This window comes from Paraburkholderia ginsengiterrae (genome assembly GCF_001645125.1).
Lineage (GTDB): Bacteria > Pseudomonadota > Gammaproteobacteria > Burkholderiales > Burkholderiaceae > Paraburkholderia > Paraburkholderia ginsengiterrae.
Genome location: NZ_LXKA01000371.1, coordinates 232,170 through 250,716 on the forward strand (window position 1 = coordinate 232,170; position 18,547 = coordinate 250,716).

Below are 18,547 nucleotides of genomic sequence, written 5' to 3' on the forward strand. Positions count from 1 at the left end.
CGGCGGGATGCCGTTAAGTTTAGTTTAACGAAACGCAAGAATAACTCGCTGGATGGATATTTTTGGCGTGACTAATCTGCGCTGTATATCTTGCTCACCAACAGGGCATACAGCGCGGGCACACAGCGCGGGCTGACAGCGCTGGGTTGAATCAGCAGAGTTTTATCTGGAGTCGAGCCGTTCATGTCCTACACGCCATCCGAGTTTCGCCAGCAGATTCGCAGCCGACGCCTGTCCGGCCCCACTGCGGGCTATTGCGGCGACTACGCGCAAGCCAATCTCGCCATTCTGCCAAGGCAATACGCCGACGATTTCCTGCGCTTCTGCACGCTCAACCCGAAGGCGTGTCCGCTGCTGGGCATCGGTGAGCCGGGCGACTGGCGCGTGCCCGCGCTCGGCGCCGATCTCGACATCCGCAACGACGTGCCCGCGTTTTACGTGTACCGGCACGGCGAGCGCGCCGAGGAAGTGCGCAGCCTCGACGAACTGTGGCGCGACGATCTGGTGGTGTTCGCGATCGGCTGTTCGTTCTCGTTCGAGGAGATGCTGCGGCGCGAAGGTATTGCGCTGCGCCATATCGAACAGCAGGTCAACGTACCGATGTACCGCACGCGCGAGCGCAACGTCGCCGCCGGCGTATTCGGCGGCAACCGCGTCGTGTCGATGCGGCCGATGAAAGCCGCCGACGCGATCCGCGCGATCCAGATCACGAGCCGCTTTCCCGCCGTGCACGGCGCGCCGGTCCACCTGGGCGATCCGTCGCTGATCGGAATTCGCGATCTGGCGCGGCCCGATTTCGGCGATGCCGTCGAGGTGCGCTGCGACGAAATACCCGTCTTCTGGGCTTGCGGCGTCACGCCGCAAACCGCGATCGAAAGCGCGCGTTTGCCGTTTGCGATCGCGCACAAGCCGGGACATATGCTCGTCACCGACATTCTCAACACCACGCTGGCCGTGCTGTAAACGCGGCGCGCCCGCCCCCATCCACGAGCCGCGCGGCAAGACGCGGTCCACCACGACGACCGGAGCTCTAGCATGAAAACCGAAGCGCAGTTGACTGGGGACGCCGCACGTCACGATGCGTCCATCACAGGAAGCGGTCCGTTCGCGTGGTACCGGCACATTTCCGCGAGCGAAAAACGCGCCTTCTGGAGTTGCAAGATCGGCTATGTGCTCGACGCGATGGATACGCAGTTCCTGAGCTTCGTGATTCCGACGCTGATCGCGACGTGGGGCATCACGCGCGGCGACGCGGGGCTGATCGGCACCGTCACGCTGCTGAGTTCGGCCGTCGGCGGATGGGCCGCCGGTGTGCTGTCGGATCGGGTCGGCCGGGTGAAGACCTTGCAGATCACGATTCTGTGGTTCGCGATCTTTACCCTGGCTTGCGCGCTGGCACAGAACTTCAGCCAACTGCTATGGGCACGCGGGCTGATGGGCCTCGGCTTCGGCGGCGAGTGGACGGCGGGCGCGGTGCTGATCGGCGAAGTGATCCGTCCGCGTGACCGCGGCAAGGCCGTGGGACTCGTGCAGGCGGGTTGGGCGATCGGCTGGGGCATTTCGACACTGCTGTTCATGGCCGTGTTCTCGCTAATGCCGGCGGATTACGCGTGGCGCGTGCTGTTTGCCATCGGCATTGCGCCCGCGCCATTCGTGATCTGGATTCGCCGCTTCGTCGAAGAACCCGAGGTGCACCGGCAGCAGAAGGCCGCGCAGGCGGCCACGCAAACGCGGACTTCGCTGCTCGATATCTTCCGCGGCGAGATCGTCTGGACCACGCTGCGCGCTTCCATTCTGGCGACCGGCGTGCAAGGCGGCTACTACGCGGTAACCACGTGGCTGCCGACCTATCTGAAAACCGAGCGGCATCTGAGCGTGATCGGCACCGGCAGTTACCTTGGCGTGGTGATCGTCGGCTCGTATTGCGGCTATCTGACGGGTGCCTATGTGAGCGACAAGATCGGCCGCAAGCGCGCGTTCATCGCGTTTGCGCTGGCCTCGTGCGCGATTGCATTGATCTACACGCAACTGCCGCTCGACAACCTCTCCATGCTCGCACTCGGTTTCCCGCTCGGGTTCTGCGCATCCGGCATTTTTTCAGGCATGGGCGCGTTCCTCACCGAACTGTTTCCCACGCGCATTCGCGGCTCCGGCCAGGGGTTCTGCTACAACTTCGGGCGAGCGATCGGCGCGACGTTCCCCTTCTTGATCGGCCATGTTTCGCAAACAATGTCGCTTGGTCATGCCATCGGCGTGTTCGCGGCGGCGGCGTACGGCGTCGTGATTCTCGCCGCGCTGACGCTGCCCGAAACCAAAGGGCGGCAACTCAGCGCGTGAGGTAACGCATGAGGCAGCGCGGCGCGCGCTGCGTGTGTGGCGCGCACTCATGCCTGTTCTGGCGCGCGTCCGATCACATGCGAATCCGACGCCGCCGCGCCGTCAGCGTGTCCACGCTCGCGCCCCGACGTCACAACCGCGCCGGTGCCGCCCGTACGCCCCACCGACTTCGCGTGACGCTCGATCAGCCTTTGCAACAGGCAGAACGCGCACAGCAACGCGCCGATCACGATGCGGGTCCACCAGGAACTGAGCGTGCCGTCAAAGGTAATCAGCGTCTGGATCGTGCCGAGAATGCCCACACCGAACAGCGACCCGATCACGTACCCCACACCGCCCGTCAGCAGCGTGCCGCCGATCACGGTCGCCGCGATCGCGTCGAGCTCCATGCCCTGCCCTTGCAAACCATAGCCGGACAGGACGTAGAACGTGAACACCGCCCCGCCGAGCGCCGAGCAGAAACCGCTCAGCGCATAGACGCCGATGCGGGTGTGTGCCACCGGCAAACCCATCAGCAAGGCCGAGCGCGCATTGCCGCCGATCGCGTACACGTTGCGGCCAAAGCGCGTGAAATGCGCCACGTAGATCGCCGCAAGTAAAGCGATGAGGGCGATCAGCACATTCGCCGTAACGGAGCCAATGCCGATGCTGAGACGAAACGCCGAGATGGCCTGAAAAGTCGGATCGGTAATGGTGATCGACTGCGTCGTGATCAGAAAGCACAGGCCGCGTGCGAAGAACATGCCGGCCAGCGTCACGATGAAAGCCTGCAAACGGAAGAAATGAATCAACGCCCCCTGCACGGCGCCGAACACGGTGCCCATCAGCAACACAGCAGGCAGGATCACCCAGATCGGCCAATGCAGGTGTTCGGCCAGCACCGCCTCGACGATCGTGGTCAGCGCCACCACCGAACCCACCGACAGATCAATCCCGCCAGACACGATCACGAACGTCATGCCGATCGCCACGATCAGCAGGAAGGCGTTGTCCACCAGCAGATCGAGCAGCACCTGCCACGAGAAGAAGCCGGTGTACATCACCGAACCGAAACCGAACAGCGCGCAGAACAGCAGAATCGTGACGGCGATCGGCAGCGTGCGCGGATCGACGATATGAGCCCAGGCGTCGAGCAGGCGTCTCATCGTGCCACCCCGCGCGGCTTGAGGAGCGAGGTGGCGAACGACACGGCAAGTGCGCGCGCCGCCGGCGACTGGATCACGCTCACCGCGAGCACCACGGCCGCCTTGACGACGAGCGTGGCTTCCGGCGGCACGCCGATCGAGTAGGTGGTATAGGTCAGCGTCTGGATGATCAGTGCGCCCAACACCGTGCCCGCGAGACTGAAACGTCCGCCCAGCAGCGACGTGCCGCCGAGTGTCACCGCGAGAATCGCGTCGAGTTCGAGCAGCAGTCCTGCGTTGTTGCCGTCGGCGCTGCGCACGTTCGAGCTGATGAGAATGCCGGCCATCGCCGCGGTCAGTCCCGAGAAGCTGTACACCGCGAACACGAGTGCCTTGGAGCGCAGCCCGACCAGCCGCGTCGCGACCGGATTGACGCCGATCGCGCGAATGAACAGCCCGAGCGCCGTGCCTTCCACTAACGCGGCGGTCGCCAGCACCGCCACCGTGGCGATCCAGACCGAGCACGGCACGCCGAGCCAGTATCCGCCGCCGACGAACAGATAGCCCGGTGCGCCGATCGGAATGATCTGCCCGGCCGTCAGTAATTGCGCGATGCCGCGGCCGGCCACCATCAGAATAAGTGTTGCGATGGTCGGCTGCATGCAGACGAAGGACACCAGCACGCCATTCCACATGCCGCTCAGCACGCCGACGATCAACGCCGCCACCAGCGCCTGCGCGATCAGTCCGGCATCCGGCAGCGGTTGCGTCGCGAGAATCGTGGCTGCGGCGGCGCCCGCTATCGCCACCACCGCGCCGACTGAAATATCGATGCCGCGCGTCGCGATCACCAGCGTCATGCCGGTCGCGACGAGGACCAGCGGCGCGGCGCGATTCAGCACGTCGATCGGTGCGCCGAACAGATGGCCGTCGAGCATCCGCAGCGACAGAAAATGCGGATTCACCCACAGGTTCAGGCCGCACAACAGCGCCAGCGTGATGCACGGCCAGATCAGCGGACGCTCGGCACCGTCGCGCGCGAACCAGTTCGATAGCTTCATTCGCCGCTCCCCGCGATGAGTCGATAGATATTGTCTTCGTTCGAGGCCTGGCCGGCGACCTCGGCAATCTTGCGCCGGTCGCGCAGCACCGCGACGCGATGACTGACGCGCAGCACCTCGTTGATCTCCGAGGAAATGAACAGGATGCTCAGGCCGTTCGCGCACAGCGCCAGCAGGCGGTCCATGATGTCGAACTTGGCGGCGACGTCGATGCCGCGCGTGGGCTCATCGAGAATCAGCAGCTTGGGATCGGTGGCAAGCCAGCGCGCCAGAAGCGCTTTCTGCTGGTTGCCGCCGGACAGCAGACCGATCGGCTGGTCCGCGTCCGCCGCCTTGATGCCAAGCCGTTCGATCCACAGATCGGCCAGATCGCGCGCGCGTTGCCGGCTGATCTTGCGCCACCAGCCGCGCCTCGCCTGCAGCGCCAGCACGATGTTCTCGCGGATCGACAGTTCCGCGACGATGCCTTCCTTCTTGCGATCTTCCGCGCAGTAGCCAATGCCGTGGCGCACGGCGTCGCGCGGCGAGCGCAGTTTGACGGGCCGGCCTTCCACTAGGATCGTGCCGCTGTCGGCGCGGTCCGCGCCGAACAGCAGCCGCGCGGTCTCGGTGCGGCCCGAACCGAGCAAACCGGCAAGGCCCAGGATCTGGCGAGGCTGCACGTCGAGGTCGATCGGCTGCAGCGTGCCCCGCCGTCCGACGCCGCGCAATTCGACAAACGGCTGCGCCGCCTGTGCGCACGGGGGGCCTTCGCGGTCAGCGTGGCCTTCGCGCGCGGCATCGCGCAGGCGCGCGCTCATGCGCTCGTGACCGACCATCTTCGACACGAGTTGATCGGCCGGCAGGTCGCGCGCGAGATATTCGCCTTCCCGCTCGCCGTTGCGCATGACCGTAATGCGATCGGAGATGGCATACGTCTGCTCGATAAAATGCGTGACGAACAGAATCGCAATGCCCGATTGTTTAAGATGCCGAAGTATTTTGAAAAGCTGGGCGACTTCGCTGTCGTCAAGGCTCGAAGTCGGTTCGTCGAGGATCAGCACGCGTGCATCGACCGAGAGCGCTCTCGCGATCGCCACCATCTGCTGCACGGCGATCGGATAGGCGTCGAGCGAGCGGGTGACATCGAGCGCCACGTCGAGGCGGGCCAGCGCGGCTTGCGCGCGCCGCTTGATGTCGGGCCAGTCGATCGCGCCAAAGCGCCTGGGCTGCCTGCCCGCGAAAATGTTCTCCGCGACCGACAGGTTGGGACATAGATTGACTTCCTGATATAGCGTACGGACCCCCGCCGCTTCGGCCTCCTGCGGCGAAGCGAATGCGACAATCTCGCCAGCGAGGCGGATCGTGCCGGCGTCCGGTGCGACCACGCCGGTTAGCACGTTGATCAGGGTGGATTTGCCGGCGCCGTTCTGCCCCATCAGCGTGTGAATCTCGCCGGGGAACAGGCGAAAGTCGACGCATTGCAGCGCCTTCACGCCCGGGAATGTTTTGCTGACGCCGGCGGTGGCCAGAATAGGTTCGGGCGTATTCGTCGCGTCCGTGGCAGTGCCGGCTGGCGGATTCGGTTCGGAAGCGGGATGGGTCATAGGCCTCGCTCGATCAGCGGTGCGTGAATTCGGCAAGCTCCACCGGCATGGGTCGGAAAAGAGGCCGCCCGCTGCCGAAGCAGCCGGGCGGCCAGGCACCGCTGGAGAAACCTCTTCGATCAGTCCGTGCTGTATTTCTGTCTTGCGCCTGCCATCAATCAGTAACCCTGACTAACTCACATCAGTACTTGCGCGTCGGCAAGGTCTGTGCGGCCACGCTCATCGGGAACACCGTCTCCTGCGTGAGAATGCGCTTGGGCAACGGCTTGCCGGCCACCACGTCCTTGACCGCGGACATCAACTGCGGCCCCAGCAACGGACTGCACTCCACGTCGACGTTCATCTTGCCCGCCGCCATGGCCTGGAAACCACCCTTGGTTGCATCGAACGACACGACGGTGATGTCCTTGCCCGGATGCATGCCGGCCTCTTCCATCGCCTGAATGGCACCCAGCGCCATGTCGTCGTTATGCGCATAAACTACATTTATTTTATTTCCATAAGTTTTTATAAACGCTTCCATGACCTGCTTGCCGCCGGCCAGTGTGAAGTCGCCGCTTTGCGACGCAATGATCTTGAATTTGGGATCGTTCTTAATCACCTCGAGAAGACCCGAGTGCCTGTCGTTCGCCGGCGCCGAGCCGACCGTTCCCTGCAGTTCGGCGATATTGATGGGGCCTTGCTCGTTCTTATAGTGGTCTGCGAGCCAGTGACCGCCACGCCGCCCTTCTTCGAGGAAGTCCGAGCCGATCATCGTGACGTAAAGGGAGGTGTCTTTCACGTCGATGTTGCGGTCAGTGAGAATGACCGGAATCTTCGCGGCTTGAGCCTCACGCAGCACCGGTTCCCAGCCTGATTCGACAACGGGCGAAAACGCGATCACATCCACTTTCTGCGCGATGTAGGAGCGGATCGCCTTGATCTGGTTTTCCTGTTTCTGCTGAGCATCGGAAAATTTCAGTTTGATCTTCGCATCCGCCGCTGCGGATTTGACCGACTCGGTGTTGGCGGTTCGCCATGCACTTTCCGCGCCGACCTGAGCGAAACCCAGCGTGATCTGTTTGTCTTGCGCGTAGGCACCCTGGGCGGCTAGCGTCAGCGCACCGAAGCCCGCGCACAGTGCGAGCGCGCCCAATGCACGGCATGCGGCGCGTCGTGAATTCGCCATGACTGTCTCCTGATCGTTGTTGTGTAGGTGACCCATCGGCTTCGCCCGGCCCTTGCAGCACTCGCGGCGCCTGGATCGTGATCTAGCGTAGTGGGTGGGGCGTTACCCGTCCAATCATATGATTCGCGTCGGCGATACCATTTTTGGTATAGCGCGCGGTGTCACCCATCGAAACGTCAGGTTGATTCGCTCACCGGTCACACGAGGCTCCTTCGGCACCCGATGCCGCCATTGCGCCTGTGTGTCGCCCTTCATCACCAGCAAGCTGCCGCCTTTGAGCAAAAAGGACTGCACGACACCGGTCTTGTTGTGCCGCAGATCGAAGGTGCGAGCCACGCCCAGGCTCACCGAGGCGATCACCGGCTGTGGCCCGAGTTCGGGCTCGCGGTCCGCATGCCAGCCCATGCTGTCGGTGCCGCTGCGGTAGCGATTGATCAGCACGCTGTTAAAACGCACGCCACAAACCGACTCAGCGGCTTCCCTCAGTTCGGCGACGGTCGGCGTCCACGGTTGCGGCACGTTACGAATGCCCGAGTAGACATAGATCGCGTCAGGCTCGCCCTGCCAGGCCGTTAGCCGTGGCAGCGGCACGCGGCCGGCGGGCGTGCCCATCGTGTCCTGACGCCACTCGACTTCATCGATAAGGTGCGCCAGGGCCCTCGCCGCCGTCTCGGGCGTGAGCCAGTCGGGATGCCAGTCGACGTCGGGCGTCGGCAGCGCATTGGAAGAGTCCGCGAAAAGATCCGTCATGAAATTTCTGGGCGCGATCGTGCACGCAAAATGTGGCCGGGGGGAACCTTGGATATTATGGCGGCAACGGCGACGGCCCCGACATCCGCAGCTTGCGCTTTGATCGGGTGTTGTCGTCCCTCCTTTTCATGCAAGCAACCTTCAAGGGACATTCACCATGATTCTTTCCGACCAGGCGCTCGATCAGCTTTTTCGCGAAGCTCGCACGCATAACGGCTGGCAGGAAAAGCCGGTCGACGACGCCGTGCTCGAGCAACTCATGAAGCTCGTCCTGCTCGGCCCGACCTCGGCCAATTCGAGCCCGGGCCGCTTCGTCTTCGTCAAAACGCCGGAAGGTAAGGAAAAGCTGCGCCCGGCTTTGGCGCCAGGCAATCTCGAGAAAACCATGGCTGCGCCGGTCACGGCGATTGTCGGTATGGATATGGCGTTCTACGAGCATTTGCCGAAGCTGTTCCCGCACGCGGACGCCCGCAGCTGGTTTGCCGGCAACGACAAATTGATTGCCGATACGGCCTTTCGGAATTCGACACTGCAAGGCGGTTATCTGATTCTCGCCGCCCGCGCGCTCGGTCTGGACACGGGTGCGATGTCGGGCTTCGACGCCGCCAAGGTCGACGAAGCATTCTTTGCCGGCACGACCGTGAAGTCGAACTTCCTGATCAATCTGGGCTACGGCGACCCGGCGAAGCTGCTCCCGCGCAGCCCGCGCTTCACGTTCGACGAAGCCGCCCGGATCGTCTGATGCGAGGCGCCTTGCCTGCCGGCGCGGTCAACTGAAAATCGCGACGTAGAACACCACCGCGCCGACCAACGCTCCGACAAAGCAGAACCCTTCCCCGGCGTCGTCGCCATTGGACCGCACCCATGCGCCGACGACGCCGAACAGCCCCGCGATACCCAACGCGACGCTCAGCATCACCACATCGAAAAGCGCGCTCTTGCCCAACTCGGAGAAGTCGATACCGCGTACGCCGAAGTACAAGCCGACCGCCATCAACGATATGACCACGAGCGGCAGCATGACATGGCTGCCCTCATACCCGACGTGATGGGCATGGTGTGGGTGGTGCAACGAATTGCCTGATCTGCGCAGTTTCATGGTGCGCCTCCTGCTTCGCCCTTGGCTGGCGAACAAATCGAACCGCTCCCGCGGTGCGGCGGCCTTCGCTGAGACCTTCATACGAGCCGGTTCTATTTTGAGAATAGTCCACCGTCGAACACAATTCAAAGCCCATTTAATTCGATCGATGTGGCCGGACAGCCACATTCAAAACCGCAGCAGAATTGCTGCAAAGCACTAGTTATTTAAGCGCCTTCAGGCATGCACACATGGCGGCGCGGGCCGTAATTTGTGCGCTGCCGGCAAGGGTTTGCACATCTCGGTAGAATGGGCCGGCTTGCTCGCCGCGCCTACGCCATTGCATCGCTGCGACCGGCCAACCGACACGCGACAGCCCTTCCCGCCCTGATCCTCCCTATGCGCCGCTCATCGTTCTTTGTTCGCTTCATTCTGATTGGCATTCTGCTGCACATCTACGTCGGCTTGCGTCTGATACCCGACATGCCGATCGATACGGCTGGCCGATGGCTGTGCGCGTTGTGGCTCGTGCTCTCGATCTTTCTGATCCCGCTAGGCATGCTGGCGCGCACCATCGAACAGCAGCCGCTCAGTGACCGGCTAGCGTGGGTCGGCCTGTTGGCGATGGGCTTCTTCTCCTCGCTGCTGATGCTGACCTTCGCACGCGACCTCGTGCTCGCCTCGTTGTTGACTGTCGATGCAATCTGGCCGAACACCATTGCCATTCACCACTGGCGGATCGGCTCGGCGGCAGCCGTGCCGTTGCTCGCTTTGCTTGTGACGCTGGTCGGCCTGTTCAACGCGCGCCGTCGCGCCAAAGTGGTGACGATCGAAGTGCCGATTGACGACCTGCCCGCCGCGCTCGACGGCTTCACGATCGTTCAGATCAGCGATATTCACGTGGGCCCGACGATCAAACGCCGCTATGTCGATGCGATCGTCGACGCGGTAAATCGCCTGAAGCCGGATCTGATTGCCGTTACCGGCGACGTCGTGGATGGCAGCGTGCCGCAGTTGACCCAGCACACGCAGCCACTTTCACGGTTGAGTGCGCGTCACGGCGCCTTTCTCGTGACCGGCAATCACGAGTACTACGCCGGCGCGAACGCCTGGATCGACGAATTCAGGCGCCTCGGGCTGAACGTTCTGCTGAACGAGCACGTGATTGTGGATCACGACGGCGCACGCGCTGTGATTGCCGGGGTGACCGATTATTCGGCCGGCCACCATGACCCGGCGCACCGCAGCGATCCTGCTGCGGCGCTCGCCGGCGCACCCGGCGACGTGCTGATCAAGGTGCTGCTCGCCCACCAGCCACGGTCTGCCGAAGCCGCCGCGGCAGCCGGCTTCACGCTGCAGCTATCCGGCCACACGCACGGCGGCCAGTTCTTCCCGTGGAATTTCTTCGTGCGGCTCCAGCAGCCATTCACCGCGGGTCTTGCGCGGCTGAATGGACTTTGGGTGTACACGAGCCGAGGCACCGGCTACTGGGGACCACCCAAGCGTCTGGGCGCCCCCTCCGAAATCACGCGCTTGCGCCTCGTGCCCGGCGAGCCGGACTAAGTCGCGCCTTACTGCGCGGGCGCCACCGCCACGCTGACTTGCGACGCGAACGCCACTACCACCTGCATGCCCGGCGTTACCCCGGCGATCTTTGCCGGGTCGCGGCCCTGGATATGGAACACAGAGCCGTTCGGACCTTTGAGCGCCATGACTCCGGAGGCGTGATCAATGGCCTGGACTTCGGCGCTCACGGTTTGAACAGTGTTCGGCTGAGCGCTCGGAGCAGCTGTGGTGTGCCCGTCGGCACCACGCGTGATGGTGATCACCGCATTACGCATCATGCGGATGTGGACCTTGCCGCCTTGCTTGATCTGCGCGAGATTGTGCGTGTCGGTTATGTTGAACGACCCTTCGCCGCCCTGTGCGTCGAGTACCCTTATCGAGTGATTTGCCAGGTCAACTGACTTCACGATGCCATCTGCCTGAAGCGTGCTGCTGCCTTCAAATGGCGCCGGCAAACCCGCGGCAAACGACGCGAACGGAGCAACAGCGATCAACGCGCTGGCAATCACGCCAAGAGCTTTAACTTTCATACATTCCTCAATTGGGATGAACGGCGGAAACACGACGAAGGCGGGTGGATCGCAGTGCGGCGACACCTGGACAACGCGTGAACGGAAGCGCGAAAAATCAAACGCGAATTGAGCGCAAGCGCATCTCGACGTGTTCCGGTCTATACAGACAGTGTGTTTTCCGGGATGGCTGTCGTCAACATTCGGAGTCCGTATTTATGTGGGAATAACTCCATATTCGATGCAGAAAATTCCCCAAACCATGAACGCAAATCGGTCGCCGAAACGCCATGATTTTTAGCGCGACGCTTCATCGAGTAAGACGCACCGTTGTCATGCATGGGGTTCACACTGTGCGAACCCACGTCTCACTTCTTATCAATGACCATTGAATTCGTCTTGCGGCTTCTCGCCGCCTTCGCCTGCGGCGTCGCCATCGGCCTCGAACGGCAAATGCGCCAGCGCACTGCCGGGTTGCGCACCATCACGCTGGTCGCCAGCGGCGCGTGCCTCTTCGTCACGCTCGGCGTGCTGACCGGCACCGGCACAGGCGGCATTACCCAGATTGCCGCTTATGTTGTCTCCGGCGTGGGTTTTCTCGGCGGCGGCGTGATCATGCGCGACAAGGGCTCCATTCAGGGGATCAACACGGCCGCAACCCTGTGGTGTTCGGCGGCGGTGGGCGTACTGTGTGGGGCGGGTCATTATGGGCCGGCGCTTGCCGGCACCGCGGTCGTGCTGTTGACCAATACCGTGCTGCGTGAAGTTAGCCGCACTATCAACGCGACACCCGTATCGAATGCCGACCTGGTTCGCGAGTACATATTGACGATAGTCTGCCGGGAGCCCGACGAGATTCACATTCGCACGGCCATCTCCAACTCGATGTATTCGGCGCCGCTGTCGTTTCAAAGCCTGATGAGCGAAGACGTCGAAGGCGAGCCTGGACGCATTCGCGTGACGGCAACACTGCGGCTGCATCCCAAAGACCAATCGAAGCTAGAACAGATGGCCAGCCGTCTCAGCATGGAACAGAGCGTCTCGAGCGTCAGTTGGACGGCCAAAGAAGCGGAACCCACGCCGGAGTAAGCGTCGCGCGTAAGCTCCCCATATTCGCGCGCATCGTCTACACTTACTTTGCAATAGATTTAGACAATGTTAATTCCGCGTCCTGAATATGGACTGTCCCATAACCTTCGACTAAGCTCTGTCACCGTGATTTTTTCTCACTCAACCATGGAGTCTCGATTATGGAACACGGCATCATTGCATGGCTTATCATCGGCGCGATCGCTGGCTGGCTGGCAGGCGTGCTCGTCAAGGGCGGCGGCTTTGGCCTGATCGTCGACATCATCGTCGGGATTATCGGCGCTTTCATCGGCGGCTGGCTGGCCGGCGTGCTGCACATTTCGCTGGGCGGCGGCTGGATCGGCTCGATCATCACTGCGGTAATCGGCGCGGTTATCCTGTTGTTTGTTATCCGGCTCATCCGACGAGGCAGTTAAGCGTAGTATCTGATGCCGCACGGCGTCAGGGGCGAACGCCACCTGACGCCGGTTTGACCTGAAAATCCACCTTTAGAGTCACACCTCTATCGCCGGCAACATCGAGCCGGTGTCACGCAAGCGCGTATGCCAGGCGAATGCCTGGTCCAGCTGATGCGGTGTTTGCCCTCCTCCCTTCAAAGCCTCCCGATAGTAGTCGCGCAGTAGATCGCGATACAGCGGATGCACGCAATTCTCGATGATCAGCACGGCGCGTTCCCGCGGCGCGAGTCCGCGTAGATCGGCAAGGCCCTGCTCTGTGACGACCACATCCACGTCGTGTTCGTTGTGGTCGCAATGCGGCACCATCGGCACGATGCTCGAAATGCGGCCGCCCTTGGCCATCGACTTGGTGGCGAAGATCGCACACGACGCGTTGCGCGCGAAGTCACCCGAACCGCCAATGCCGTTCATCATGTGCGTGCCACCCACGTGGGTCGAATTCACGTTGCCGTAAATGTCGAATTCCAGCGCGGTGTTCAGCGCGATCAAACCGAGCCGGCGAATCACTTCAGGATGATTGCTCACTTCCTGCGGACGCAACACGAGGCGATCGCGATAACGTTCGAGCTCGCCGAACACTTGCGCCTGGCGCGCGGCCGACAATGTGATCGACGCACCCGAGGCGAACGTCACCTTGCCGGCGTCCATCAGATCGAAAGTCGAATCCTGCAGCACTTCTGAATAAATCTGGAAGGCGTCGAACGGCGAATCGACGAAGCCGGCCAGCACTGCATTGGCAATTGTTCCGATGCCGGCCTGCAACGGCGGCAAACGCGAAGCCATGCGCCCGCGCGAAACTTCATGCTGGAAAAACTCGATCAGATGGCCTGCGATCTGTTCTGTCTCGGTGTCTGCCGGCAGTACGGTCGACGGGCTATCCGCCATGTCGGTGATAACGATCGCGGCGATTTTTTCGATTGGAATGTTGATCGCCGGCGTGCCCACCCGGTCTTGCGGGTGAACGATCGGCAGCGGCTCGCGGTTCGGACGGCGGCCCGGAATCCAGATGTCGTGCAGCCCTTCGAGCGCCAGCGGCTGGGCAAGATTGATTTCGACGATAACCTTGTCGGCGAGAATCGCGAAGCTGGCTGAATTGCCGACCGAGGTGGTCGGCACAATGCCGCCGGTCTCGGTGATCGCGGCGGCTTCGATAATGGCGATGTCGAGTTTGCCGAGCTGGTTCGCGCGCAGCATCTCAACCGTTTCGGACAGGTGCTGATCGACGAACATGACCTCGCCGCGATTGATCGCGTCGCGCAGCGTCTTGTCCACCTGGAACGGCAGGCGGCGAGCCAGCACGTGTGCTTCGGTCAGCATGCGGTCCACGTCGTGACCGAGCGATGCGCCGGTCATCAAGGTGATGCGCAACGGCTGGCCTTCCTGACGCACGCGCTCAGCGAGCGCAACGGGGACGGCTTTAGCGTCGCCCGCGCGCGTAAAGCCGCTGGCGCCGACGCACATGCCGTCGTGAATCAGAAGCGCCGCCTCGGCGGCTGAAGTGATTTTGTCGCGCAGCGCGGCACAGCGGATTCGATCTTGGTACATGAAACTCAGTCTCTCCAGTATCACCAGTCCAGTCTCACGGTGCGCACGTCTGCGGTGTGCTTCGCTCGGTAGCCGGATTGTCGCACTCGCCGCGGCGTCTCGATGGGACGGCGTCGCGGCCAGGTCTTTCGTCGCGCGTCAAATGGCTGCGACGGGTCTTGCCGATAACTCGGGTATTACGCGTGGCGCTGCTTAGCTGCCGAAGTAAATGTTGCAAAAGCTCACGGGGCCGACGCACTCTTCTGCCTTGACTGCCGGCACGGCGATGCGGCGTTGCGTGTCAGCACTCGTAGCGCGCTGCGCTTGCACTTGAACTTGCGATTGAACAACCTGTTGTTCCGGGGCGGCCGGTGCCGTTTGTGCATGAGCGACGGCAGCGGACAAAGTGCAGGCAATCAGGGCAACCTTCAACACATTCATTTCGTTCTCCAGTACTTTCAGTTACTCCCCAAAGAAAGGCTCTTTGGGGACTGCTTGGCAGTGAGGAAACTATATGACTGCCATTCGCCTGGATAAACGGGGCTGTACGGAAGTGATCCTTCCAAATGGCACAAGGATCGGAACGCTCAGCCGGTCGCGGCAAGCCTCGCGCCGTTCAACGCACGTTAAACGGCGCATCCTTGTCGAGCAGCGCGGTCCGGATGAAGTGCAGGCAACTCAGAATGCGCTGCAGATCATGCCGCTTATCGCGTTCGGCATGAACCGCTTGCAGCATGTCCTGCGCGATCCATGTGGCTGAGCGGACGGATACCAGCGCTCGCTCGAGAGCGCCTGCGTCTGGCCGCTCGAAGAGTCGCGCGAGATCATCGCGCGTGCGCTCGACGGTACTGCTCCAGCGCGGATGCAGTGCATCCACGTAGCCGGCGCGTGCCACTTCGTTGCGCAGGTCGATCACGGCATGACCCACCTCGAGTGTCGCCAACATCCAGCGCAAGGCATCGCGCCGACGTCTGGAGCGCCTCGTCAACAGCATGCGCAGCTGAAACGTCAGATCGTGGACGCGCGATTGAAAACGTTGATTGAGACCGGGCGGTTCGTCCTTGCACGCGGACACGACTTGCATGCGCAGATCGGTCATGATTCTGCCGATGAGCCAAGGCATGTCTGCGGGGAAAACGACTGCGAAAACCAGCGCTGCCACCAGCATCGACGCGGTGAGTGCGATACCGTTGTTGATAAGCAGGTCCGGTGCGTAAGTCACCACATTGTCCGGCCCGGCAAGCAGGCAGAAGAACACTGAGAAACCGATGCCGTATCCTGCCGCGTGTTTACGAGTGGCGATGAATGCGCCGAGTGCGAGCACTGGTGCGAGCATCGTGCAGAGCAGCGGAAAACCGTCGATGTTGGGATAGACGTAGCAGGTGAACAGATAACCGGTCATGGTCGCGAGCACCGCGCCGGCGGCCATCTGCAGGGTCATTTTCGACGGGTTCGGCGCAGTGGATGTCAGCGCGCACGCGAGCGCCGCGCCGATCACGGCTAGGCCTCCGCTCGGCCAGTCTGTCGCGATCCAGAACCAGCCCACAATCGCCATGACCACAGCCGAGCGGACAAACGTGAACGCGACCGCGAAACCATTCGTTTTGCTTAGGTAGCGGCTGGGATTGCGCGACTGGCTTTCCGGCTTGCGCCGTGCCAAAGACGCATAGGTCTCCGAGTACCGGATCCATTCGTCGACAAACCGGTACAACAGTTCCGCCGCCGTATCGAATTCCGCTAGCGATTCGACGGGCACCGCTTCCAGCGGCCGCCTCGTCTCACGAACGCGCCGCGGCAAACTCGCCTGAAAATGCTGCAGCCGGGCCGCCATGCGCGACGCGTCGACCACGGCGTCGGGTTGCAGCGCCATGAGCGTGGCCAGTTCATGAAAGTACGGTTCGATCGCCGCGACCAGCGGCGCCGAACCGTTCACGCGCAGGCGTTTCAGCAGTTGGTTCAGCGCGTGCAGGCGTGCGCAGGCGTCCATGAACTCGCTGTTCAGACGGCCGAGATGCTGGTTGCGCGAACGCATGGCTGGATCTTCGAAGGCGGCAAAAATACGCGTCGCCTCGAACCCGACGATCTCGTCCACGAGGCCCGCAAAGCGCCGCTCGAACTGGCCCCGCTCGATACCGCAGTCCAACACGCCGGCAGCGAACGCAGTAAAATTTGCGTATCTGAGTTGCAGTGCGCGCCGTAACGCGAGGCTGGACCGTTGCGGCACGATGAGCGCGCTCACTGCGCTCGACGACACGATGCCGACCGCGACTTCCGCCGCACGCGTGAGTGCCGCGAGGAACAGTTCGTGTGGCACCGTCACGTTCGGAATGCCGATCAGCGCCGCGGTGTAACCCGCGAGAACGAATCCGTACCACCTCAAATGCCGATACCGGACCGCTGCCGCGATGCAGGCGCTCACCCAACTGATCATGCCGAACATGTACAGTTCGGGCTGCTGGACGAACAACGCGCCAAGTATCAAGGCCGCGACCGTGCCCACTGCGGTCCCGAGTATCCGGTAGAAACTCTTGGCGAGCACCATCCCGCTGAACGGCTGCATGAGCACGAACACCGTGGTCATCGCGATGCGTGGCTGCGGCAGATCGAGCAGCATGGCTATGCCCAGCGCCAGCAGGCCCGCGGTGACCGTTTTCAGCAGATGCAACCAGATCAAACCATCGCTTGTCGCCCAGTCCCTGACAGCGGGACTGAGAGTCTGCGACACGACGCCCTGCTCCCGGCGGGGGGCCGCCGTCGGTTCGATCGCATGTTCGCGTTTCATCTGAAAACAATGCGCCCCGGTTGGTCGCTGAAAGAAGCGCCGGCGGTCAGTGCACACACCGGCAGGCAAGGCGCCGATTGTAGGAGCAGGCGATGCTCGCATTAAGACGACAGCAGCGGAACGTCCCTTCCAGAACGAACAACAATGCGCTTCGTGGACAGGCGGACAATAGGGTTTCTGCCGTGATACGGTTTCTGCCGTGAAATAGAAGGATCGATGGATACGTTACAAAATATGCGAGTGTTCGTGCGCGTGGTCGAAGCCGGCAGTTTTACAGCCGCCGCGCAGTCGCTCAATTCAACGACCGGCGCTATGTCCCGCGCGGTCTCGGAACTCGAAGCACACCTGCGGACCCGGCTGCTCAACCGTTCGACGCGCCGGCTTGCGCTTACCACCGCGGGCGAGCGTTATCTGCAGCGATGTCAGCAGATACTGGCAGATGTCGACACCGCGGAAGAAGAAGCCAGTTGCGCGCATGAGCGCCCGAGCGGTGCGCTGCGCATGCATAGCTTCGCCAGCATCGGACAGCATTATGTGCTGCCGGCCATCTCGCGCTATCGAACGCTGTATCCGGAGGTGACGGTCGAACTGACTTTGTCGCAGCGCATGCCCGATCTTTTTGAGGGTAGCGCTGACGTTGCGGTGATTGGCGCGTCGACCTTGCCTGATTCTGATCTTGTGTCGCTTCCACTAGGGACGACTTTTAGCATTTTGTGCGCTTCGCCAGCCTATGTCCGCGCGCATGGCGCCCCGCAAAAGCCGGCCGATCTGGCGCGTCACGAGTGTCTGATTCTGCACACGCCCGCGTTCTCGCCCCACGAATGGGTGCTCGACGGCCCGAATGGCAGTGAAATGATGGAGGTGAATGGCCCCGTGCAGGTCAACATCGCAGAGTCCCTGATCGCGGCGATTCGCGAAGGAATGGGCATCGGCATGGTGCCCCTGTATTCGGCGATTTCCGGATTGCGTGATGGAACGTTGGTGCGGGTATTGCCGGAACATACGGCGCAGAAGATGAATGTTTACGCGCTGTATCCGTCACGCAAGTTTATTGATGCGAAGACGCGGACCTGGGTCGAATTCTTGCGTACTCATCTGCCCGAAGTCATTGCACGCGATGAGGCGCTGCTGGCGGATGTCGGCCTGAATACCGGCGATGGCGTGATGCCTGCGGGTGTAAGCGGTGTTGGGGATATTGCCGCGCAGTGACGCAGAATTGAGGATAAGCGCCGTTGACTGTGGATGGGTATTGCAGCGGCCGTGCGTGGGTGTGTGTTGGAAGAGTGAAATGGTCGTCGCCGGATGCGTATGTATCCGGCCGACGGCTATGGAGCGGGCATCCAAATGGTGGTGCAAAATGCGTGCTGCGTGTTGACAGCGATTTTTTCTTGCGCCGTAAACGCAGAAACCCCACCTTTTGGGGTGGGGTTTCTGATACTGCAGGGGGAGCCTGACGATGACCTACTTTCACACGGGTAATCCGCACTATCATCGGCGTGGAGTCGTTTCACGGTC

General features: G+C 62.1%; 17 protein-coding genes. 7 read left to right on the forward strand and 10 right to left on the reverse strand.

Annotated elements, in window-relative coordinates:
* Nucleotides 1-183: 183 nt before the first annotated feature.
* The gene (locus tag A6V37_RS35665; protein ID WP_064271797.1) at nt 184-963 is read left to right on the forward strand and encodes a putative hydro-lyase; all 780 of its coding nucleotides are present in this window, start codon (nt 184-186) and stop codon (nt 961-963) included.
* Nucleotides 964-1,035: 72 nt separating this feature from the next.
* On the forward strand, nt 1,036-2,337 hold the full coding sequence (locus tag A6V37_RS35670) for an MFS transporter (protein ID WP_082902910.1): 1,302 nt from the start codon (nt 1,036-1,038) through the stop codon (nt 2,335-2,337).
* 47 nt (nt 2,338-2,384) lie between these two features.
* On the opposite strand, the gene yjfF is transcribed toward A6V37_RS35670, so the two are convergent.
* The 5 genes from yjfF to A6V37_RS35695 form a co-directional block, all read right to left on the reverse strand.
* On the reverse strand, nt 2,385-3,482 hold the full coding sequence (gene yjfF / locus A6V37_RS35675; protein WP_064286857.1) for a galactofuranose ABC transporter, permease protein YjfF: 1,098 nt from the start codon (nt 3,480-3,482) through the stop codon (nt 2,385-2,387).
* Nucleotides 3,479-4,522 carry an ABC transporter permease gene (locus A6V37_RS35680; RefSeq protein ID WP_064286858.1) on the reverse strand — a complete coding sequence of 348 codons (1,044 nt, stop codon included), beginning with the start codon at nt 4,520-4,522 and terminating at the stop codon, nt 3,479-3,481. Before A6V37_RS35680 ends, yjfF begins: the two co-directional genes overlap by 4 nt.
* A complete protein-coding gene (locus tag A6V37_RS35685; RefSeq protein WP_064286859.1) occupies nt 4,519-6,108 on the reverse strand; it encodes a sugar ABC transporter ATP-binding protein in 1,590 nt (529 codons plus the stop codon). The genes A6V37_RS35680 and A6V37_RS35685 overlap by 4 nt, the downstream gene beginning before the upstream one ends.
* A 181-nt stretch (nt 6,109-6,289) precedes the next feature.
* Nucleotides 6,290-7,276: an ABC transporter substrate-binding protein gene (locus tag A6V37_RS35690; protein WP_064271793.1), complete on the reverse strand. Its 987-nt coding sequence runs from the start codon at nt 7,274-7,276 to the stop codon at nt 6,290-6,292.
* 114 nt (nt 7,277-7,390) lie between these two features.
* Nucleotides 7,391-8,026 (reverse strand): alpha-ketoglutarate-dependent dioxygenase AlkB family protein, encoded by a 636-nt coding sequence (locus tag A6V37_RS35695; protein ID WP_064271792.1) that lies wholly within the window; start codon nt 8,024-8,026, stop codon nt 7,391-7,393.
* Between the two features lie 157 nt (nt 8,027-8,183).
* On the opposite strand from A6V37_RS35695, the gene A6V37_RS35700 reads away from it, so the two are divergent.
* The gene (locus A6V37_RS35700) at nt 8,184-8,768 is read left to right on the forward strand and encodes a malonic semialdehyde reductase (protein ID WP_064286860.1); all 585 of its coding nucleotides are present in this window, start codon (nt 8,184-8,186) and stop codon (nt 8,766-8,768) included.
* Between the two features lie 27 nt (nt 8,769-8,795).
* Here the strand turns inward: A6V37_RS35700 and A6V37_RS35705 are convergent, their stop codons facing one another.
* Entirely contained in the window at nt 8,796-9,125 is a 330-nt protein-coding gene (locus A6V37_RS35705) for a hypothetical protein (protein ID WP_064271790.1), read from the reverse strand.
* Nucleotides 9,126-9,503: 378 nt separating this feature from the next.
* Here A6V37_RS35705 and A6V37_RS35710 point away from each other — a divergent pair, with 378 nt between their 5' ends.
* On the forward strand, nt 9,504-10,667 hold the full coding sequence (locus tag A6V37_RS35710; RefSeq protein ID WP_064271789.1) for a metallophosphoesterase: 1,164 nt from the start codon (nt 9,504-9,506) through the stop codon (nt 10,665-10,667).
* 8 nt (nt 10,668-10,675) lie between these two features.
* Here the strand turns inward: A6V37_RS35710 and A6V37_RS35715 are convergent, their stop codons facing one another.
* Nucleotides 10,676-11,200 (reverse strand): hypothetical protein, encoded by a 525-nt coding sequence (locus tag A6V37_RS35715; RefSeq protein ID WP_064271788.1) that lies wholly within the window; start codon nt 11,198-11,200, stop codon nt 10,676-10,678.
* Between the two features lie 360 nt (nt 11,201-11,560).
* Between A6V37_RS35715 and A6V37_RS35720 the strand changes: the two genes are divergently transcribed.
* Together A6V37_RS35720 and A6V37_RS35725 are read left to right on the forward strand one after the other, a co-directional pair.
* Entirely contained in the window at nt 11,561-12,268 is a 708-nt protein-coding gene (locus tag A6V37_RS35720; RefSeq protein WP_064271787.1) for an MgtC/SapB family protein, read from the forward strand.
* A 161-nt stretch (nt 12,269-12,429) separates the two neighbouring features.
* Nucleotides 12,430-12,684 (forward strand): GlsB/YeaQ/YmgE family stress response membrane protein, encoded by a 255-nt coding sequence (locus tag A6V37_RS35725; RefSeq protein ID WP_064271786.1) that lies wholly within the window; start codon nt 12,430-12,432, stop codon nt 12,682-12,684.
* A 78-nt stretch (nt 12,685-12,762) separates the two neighbouring features.
* Here A6V37_RS35725 and A6V37_RS35730 read toward each other — a convergent pair whose 3' ends face one another.
* The 3 genes from A6V37_RS35730 to A6V37_RS35740 form a co-directional block, all read right to left on the reverse strand.
* A complete protein-coding gene (locus tag A6V37_RS35730; RefSeq protein WP_064271785.1) occupies nt 12,763-14,271 on the reverse strand; it encodes an acetyl-CoA hydrolase/transferase family protein in 1,509 nt (502 codons plus the stop codon).
* A 192-nt stretch (nt 14,272-14,463) separates the two neighbouring features.
* Complete coding sequence (locus A6V37_RS35735; protein WP_064271784.1) at nt 14,464-14,691, reverse strand: hypothetical protein; 228 nt, start codon at nt 14,689-14,691, stop codon at nt 14,464-14,466.
* Between the two features lie 175 nt (nt 14,692-14,866).
* Entirely contained in the window at nt 14,867-17,032 is a 2,166-nt protein-coding gene (locus A6V37_RS35740) for an FUSC family protein (RefSeq protein ID WP_064286861.1), read from the reverse strand.
* Nucleotides 17,033-17,248: 216 nt separating this feature from the next.
* On the opposite strand from A6V37_RS35740, the gene A6V37_RS35745 reads away from it, so the two are divergent.
* Complete coding sequence (locus A6V37_RS35745; protein WP_064271782.1) at nt 17,249-18,241, forward strand: LysR family transcriptional regulator; 993 nt, start codon at nt 17,249-17,251, stop codon at nt 18,239-18,241.
* Nucleotides 18,242-18,547 lie beyond the last annotated feature (306 nt).

Excerpts from the sequence above, each read along its gene's own strand:
- A6V37_RS35685 (WP_064286859.1), bottom strand. The coding sequence starts at position 6,108 with ATGACCCATCCCGCTTCCGAACCGAATCCGCCAGCCGGCACTGCCACG.
- A6V37_RS35715 (WP_064271788.1), bottom strand. The coding sequence starts at position 11,200 with ATGAAAGTTAAAGCTCTTGGCGTGATTGCCAGCGCGTTGATCGCTGTT.
- A6V37_RS35695 (WP_064271792.1), bottom strand. The coding sequence starts at position 8,026 with ATGACGGATCTTTTCGCGGACTCTTCCAATGCGCTGCCGACGCCCGAC.
- A6V37_RS35665 (WP_064271797.1), top strand. The coding sequence starts at position 184 with ATGTCCTACACGCCATCCGAGTTTCGCCAGCAGATTCGCAGCCGACGC.
- A6V37_RS35730 (WP_064271785.1), bottom strand. The coding sequence starts at position 14,271 with ATGTACCAAGATCGAATCCGCTGTGCCGCGCTGCGCGACAAAATCACT.
- A6V37_RS35690 (WP_064271793.1), bottom strand. The coding sequence starts at position 7,276 with ATGGCGAATTCACGACGCGCCGCATGCCGTGCATTGGGCGCGCTCGCA.
- yjfF (WP_064286857.1), bottom strand. The coding sequence starts at position 3,482 with ATGAGACGCCTGCTCGACGCCTGGGCTCATATCGTCGATCCGCGCACG.
- A6V37_RS35710 (WP_064271789.1), top strand. The coding sequence starts at position 9,504 with ATGCGCCGCTCATCGTTCTTTGTTCGCTTCATTCTGATTGGCATTCTG.
- A6V37_RS35725 (WP_064271786.1), top strand. The coding sequence starts at position 12,430 with ATGGAACACGGCATCATTGCATGGCTTATCATCGGCGCGATCGCTGGC.
- A6V37_RS35735 (WP_064271784.1), bottom strand. The coding sequence starts at position 14,691 with ATGAATGTGTTGAAGGTTGCCCTGATTGCCTGCACTTTGTCCGCTGCC.
- A6V37_RS35705 (WP_064271790.1), bottom strand. The coding sequence starts at position 9,125 with ATGAAACTGCGCAGATCAGGCAATTCGTTGCACCACCCACACCATGCC.
- A6V37_RS35740 (WP_064286861.1), bottom strand. The coding sequence starts at position 17,032 with ATGAAACGCGAACATGCGATCGAACCGACGGCGGCCCCCCGCCGGGAG.
- A6V37_RS35745 (WP_064271782.1), top strand. The coding sequence starts at position 17,249 with ATGGATACGTTACAAAATATGCGAGTGTTCGTGCGCGTGGTCGAAGCC.
- A6V37_RS35670 (WP_082902910.1), top strand. The coding sequence starts at position 1,036 with ATGAAAACCGAAGCGCAGTTGACTGGGGACGCCGCACGTCACGATGCG.
- A6V37_RS35680 (WP_064286858.1), bottom strand. The coding sequence starts at position 4,522 with ATGAAGCTATCGAACTGGTTCGCGCGCGACGGTGCCGAGCGTCCGCTG.
- A6V37_RS35720 (WP_064271787.1), top strand. The coding sequence starts at position 11,561 with ATGACCATTGAATTCGTCTTGCGGCTTCTCGCCGCCTTCGCCTGCGGC.
- A6V37_RS35700 (WP_064286860.1), top strand. The coding sequence starts at position 8,184 with ATGATTCTTTCCGACCAGGCGCTCGATCAGCTTTTTCGCGAAGCTCGC.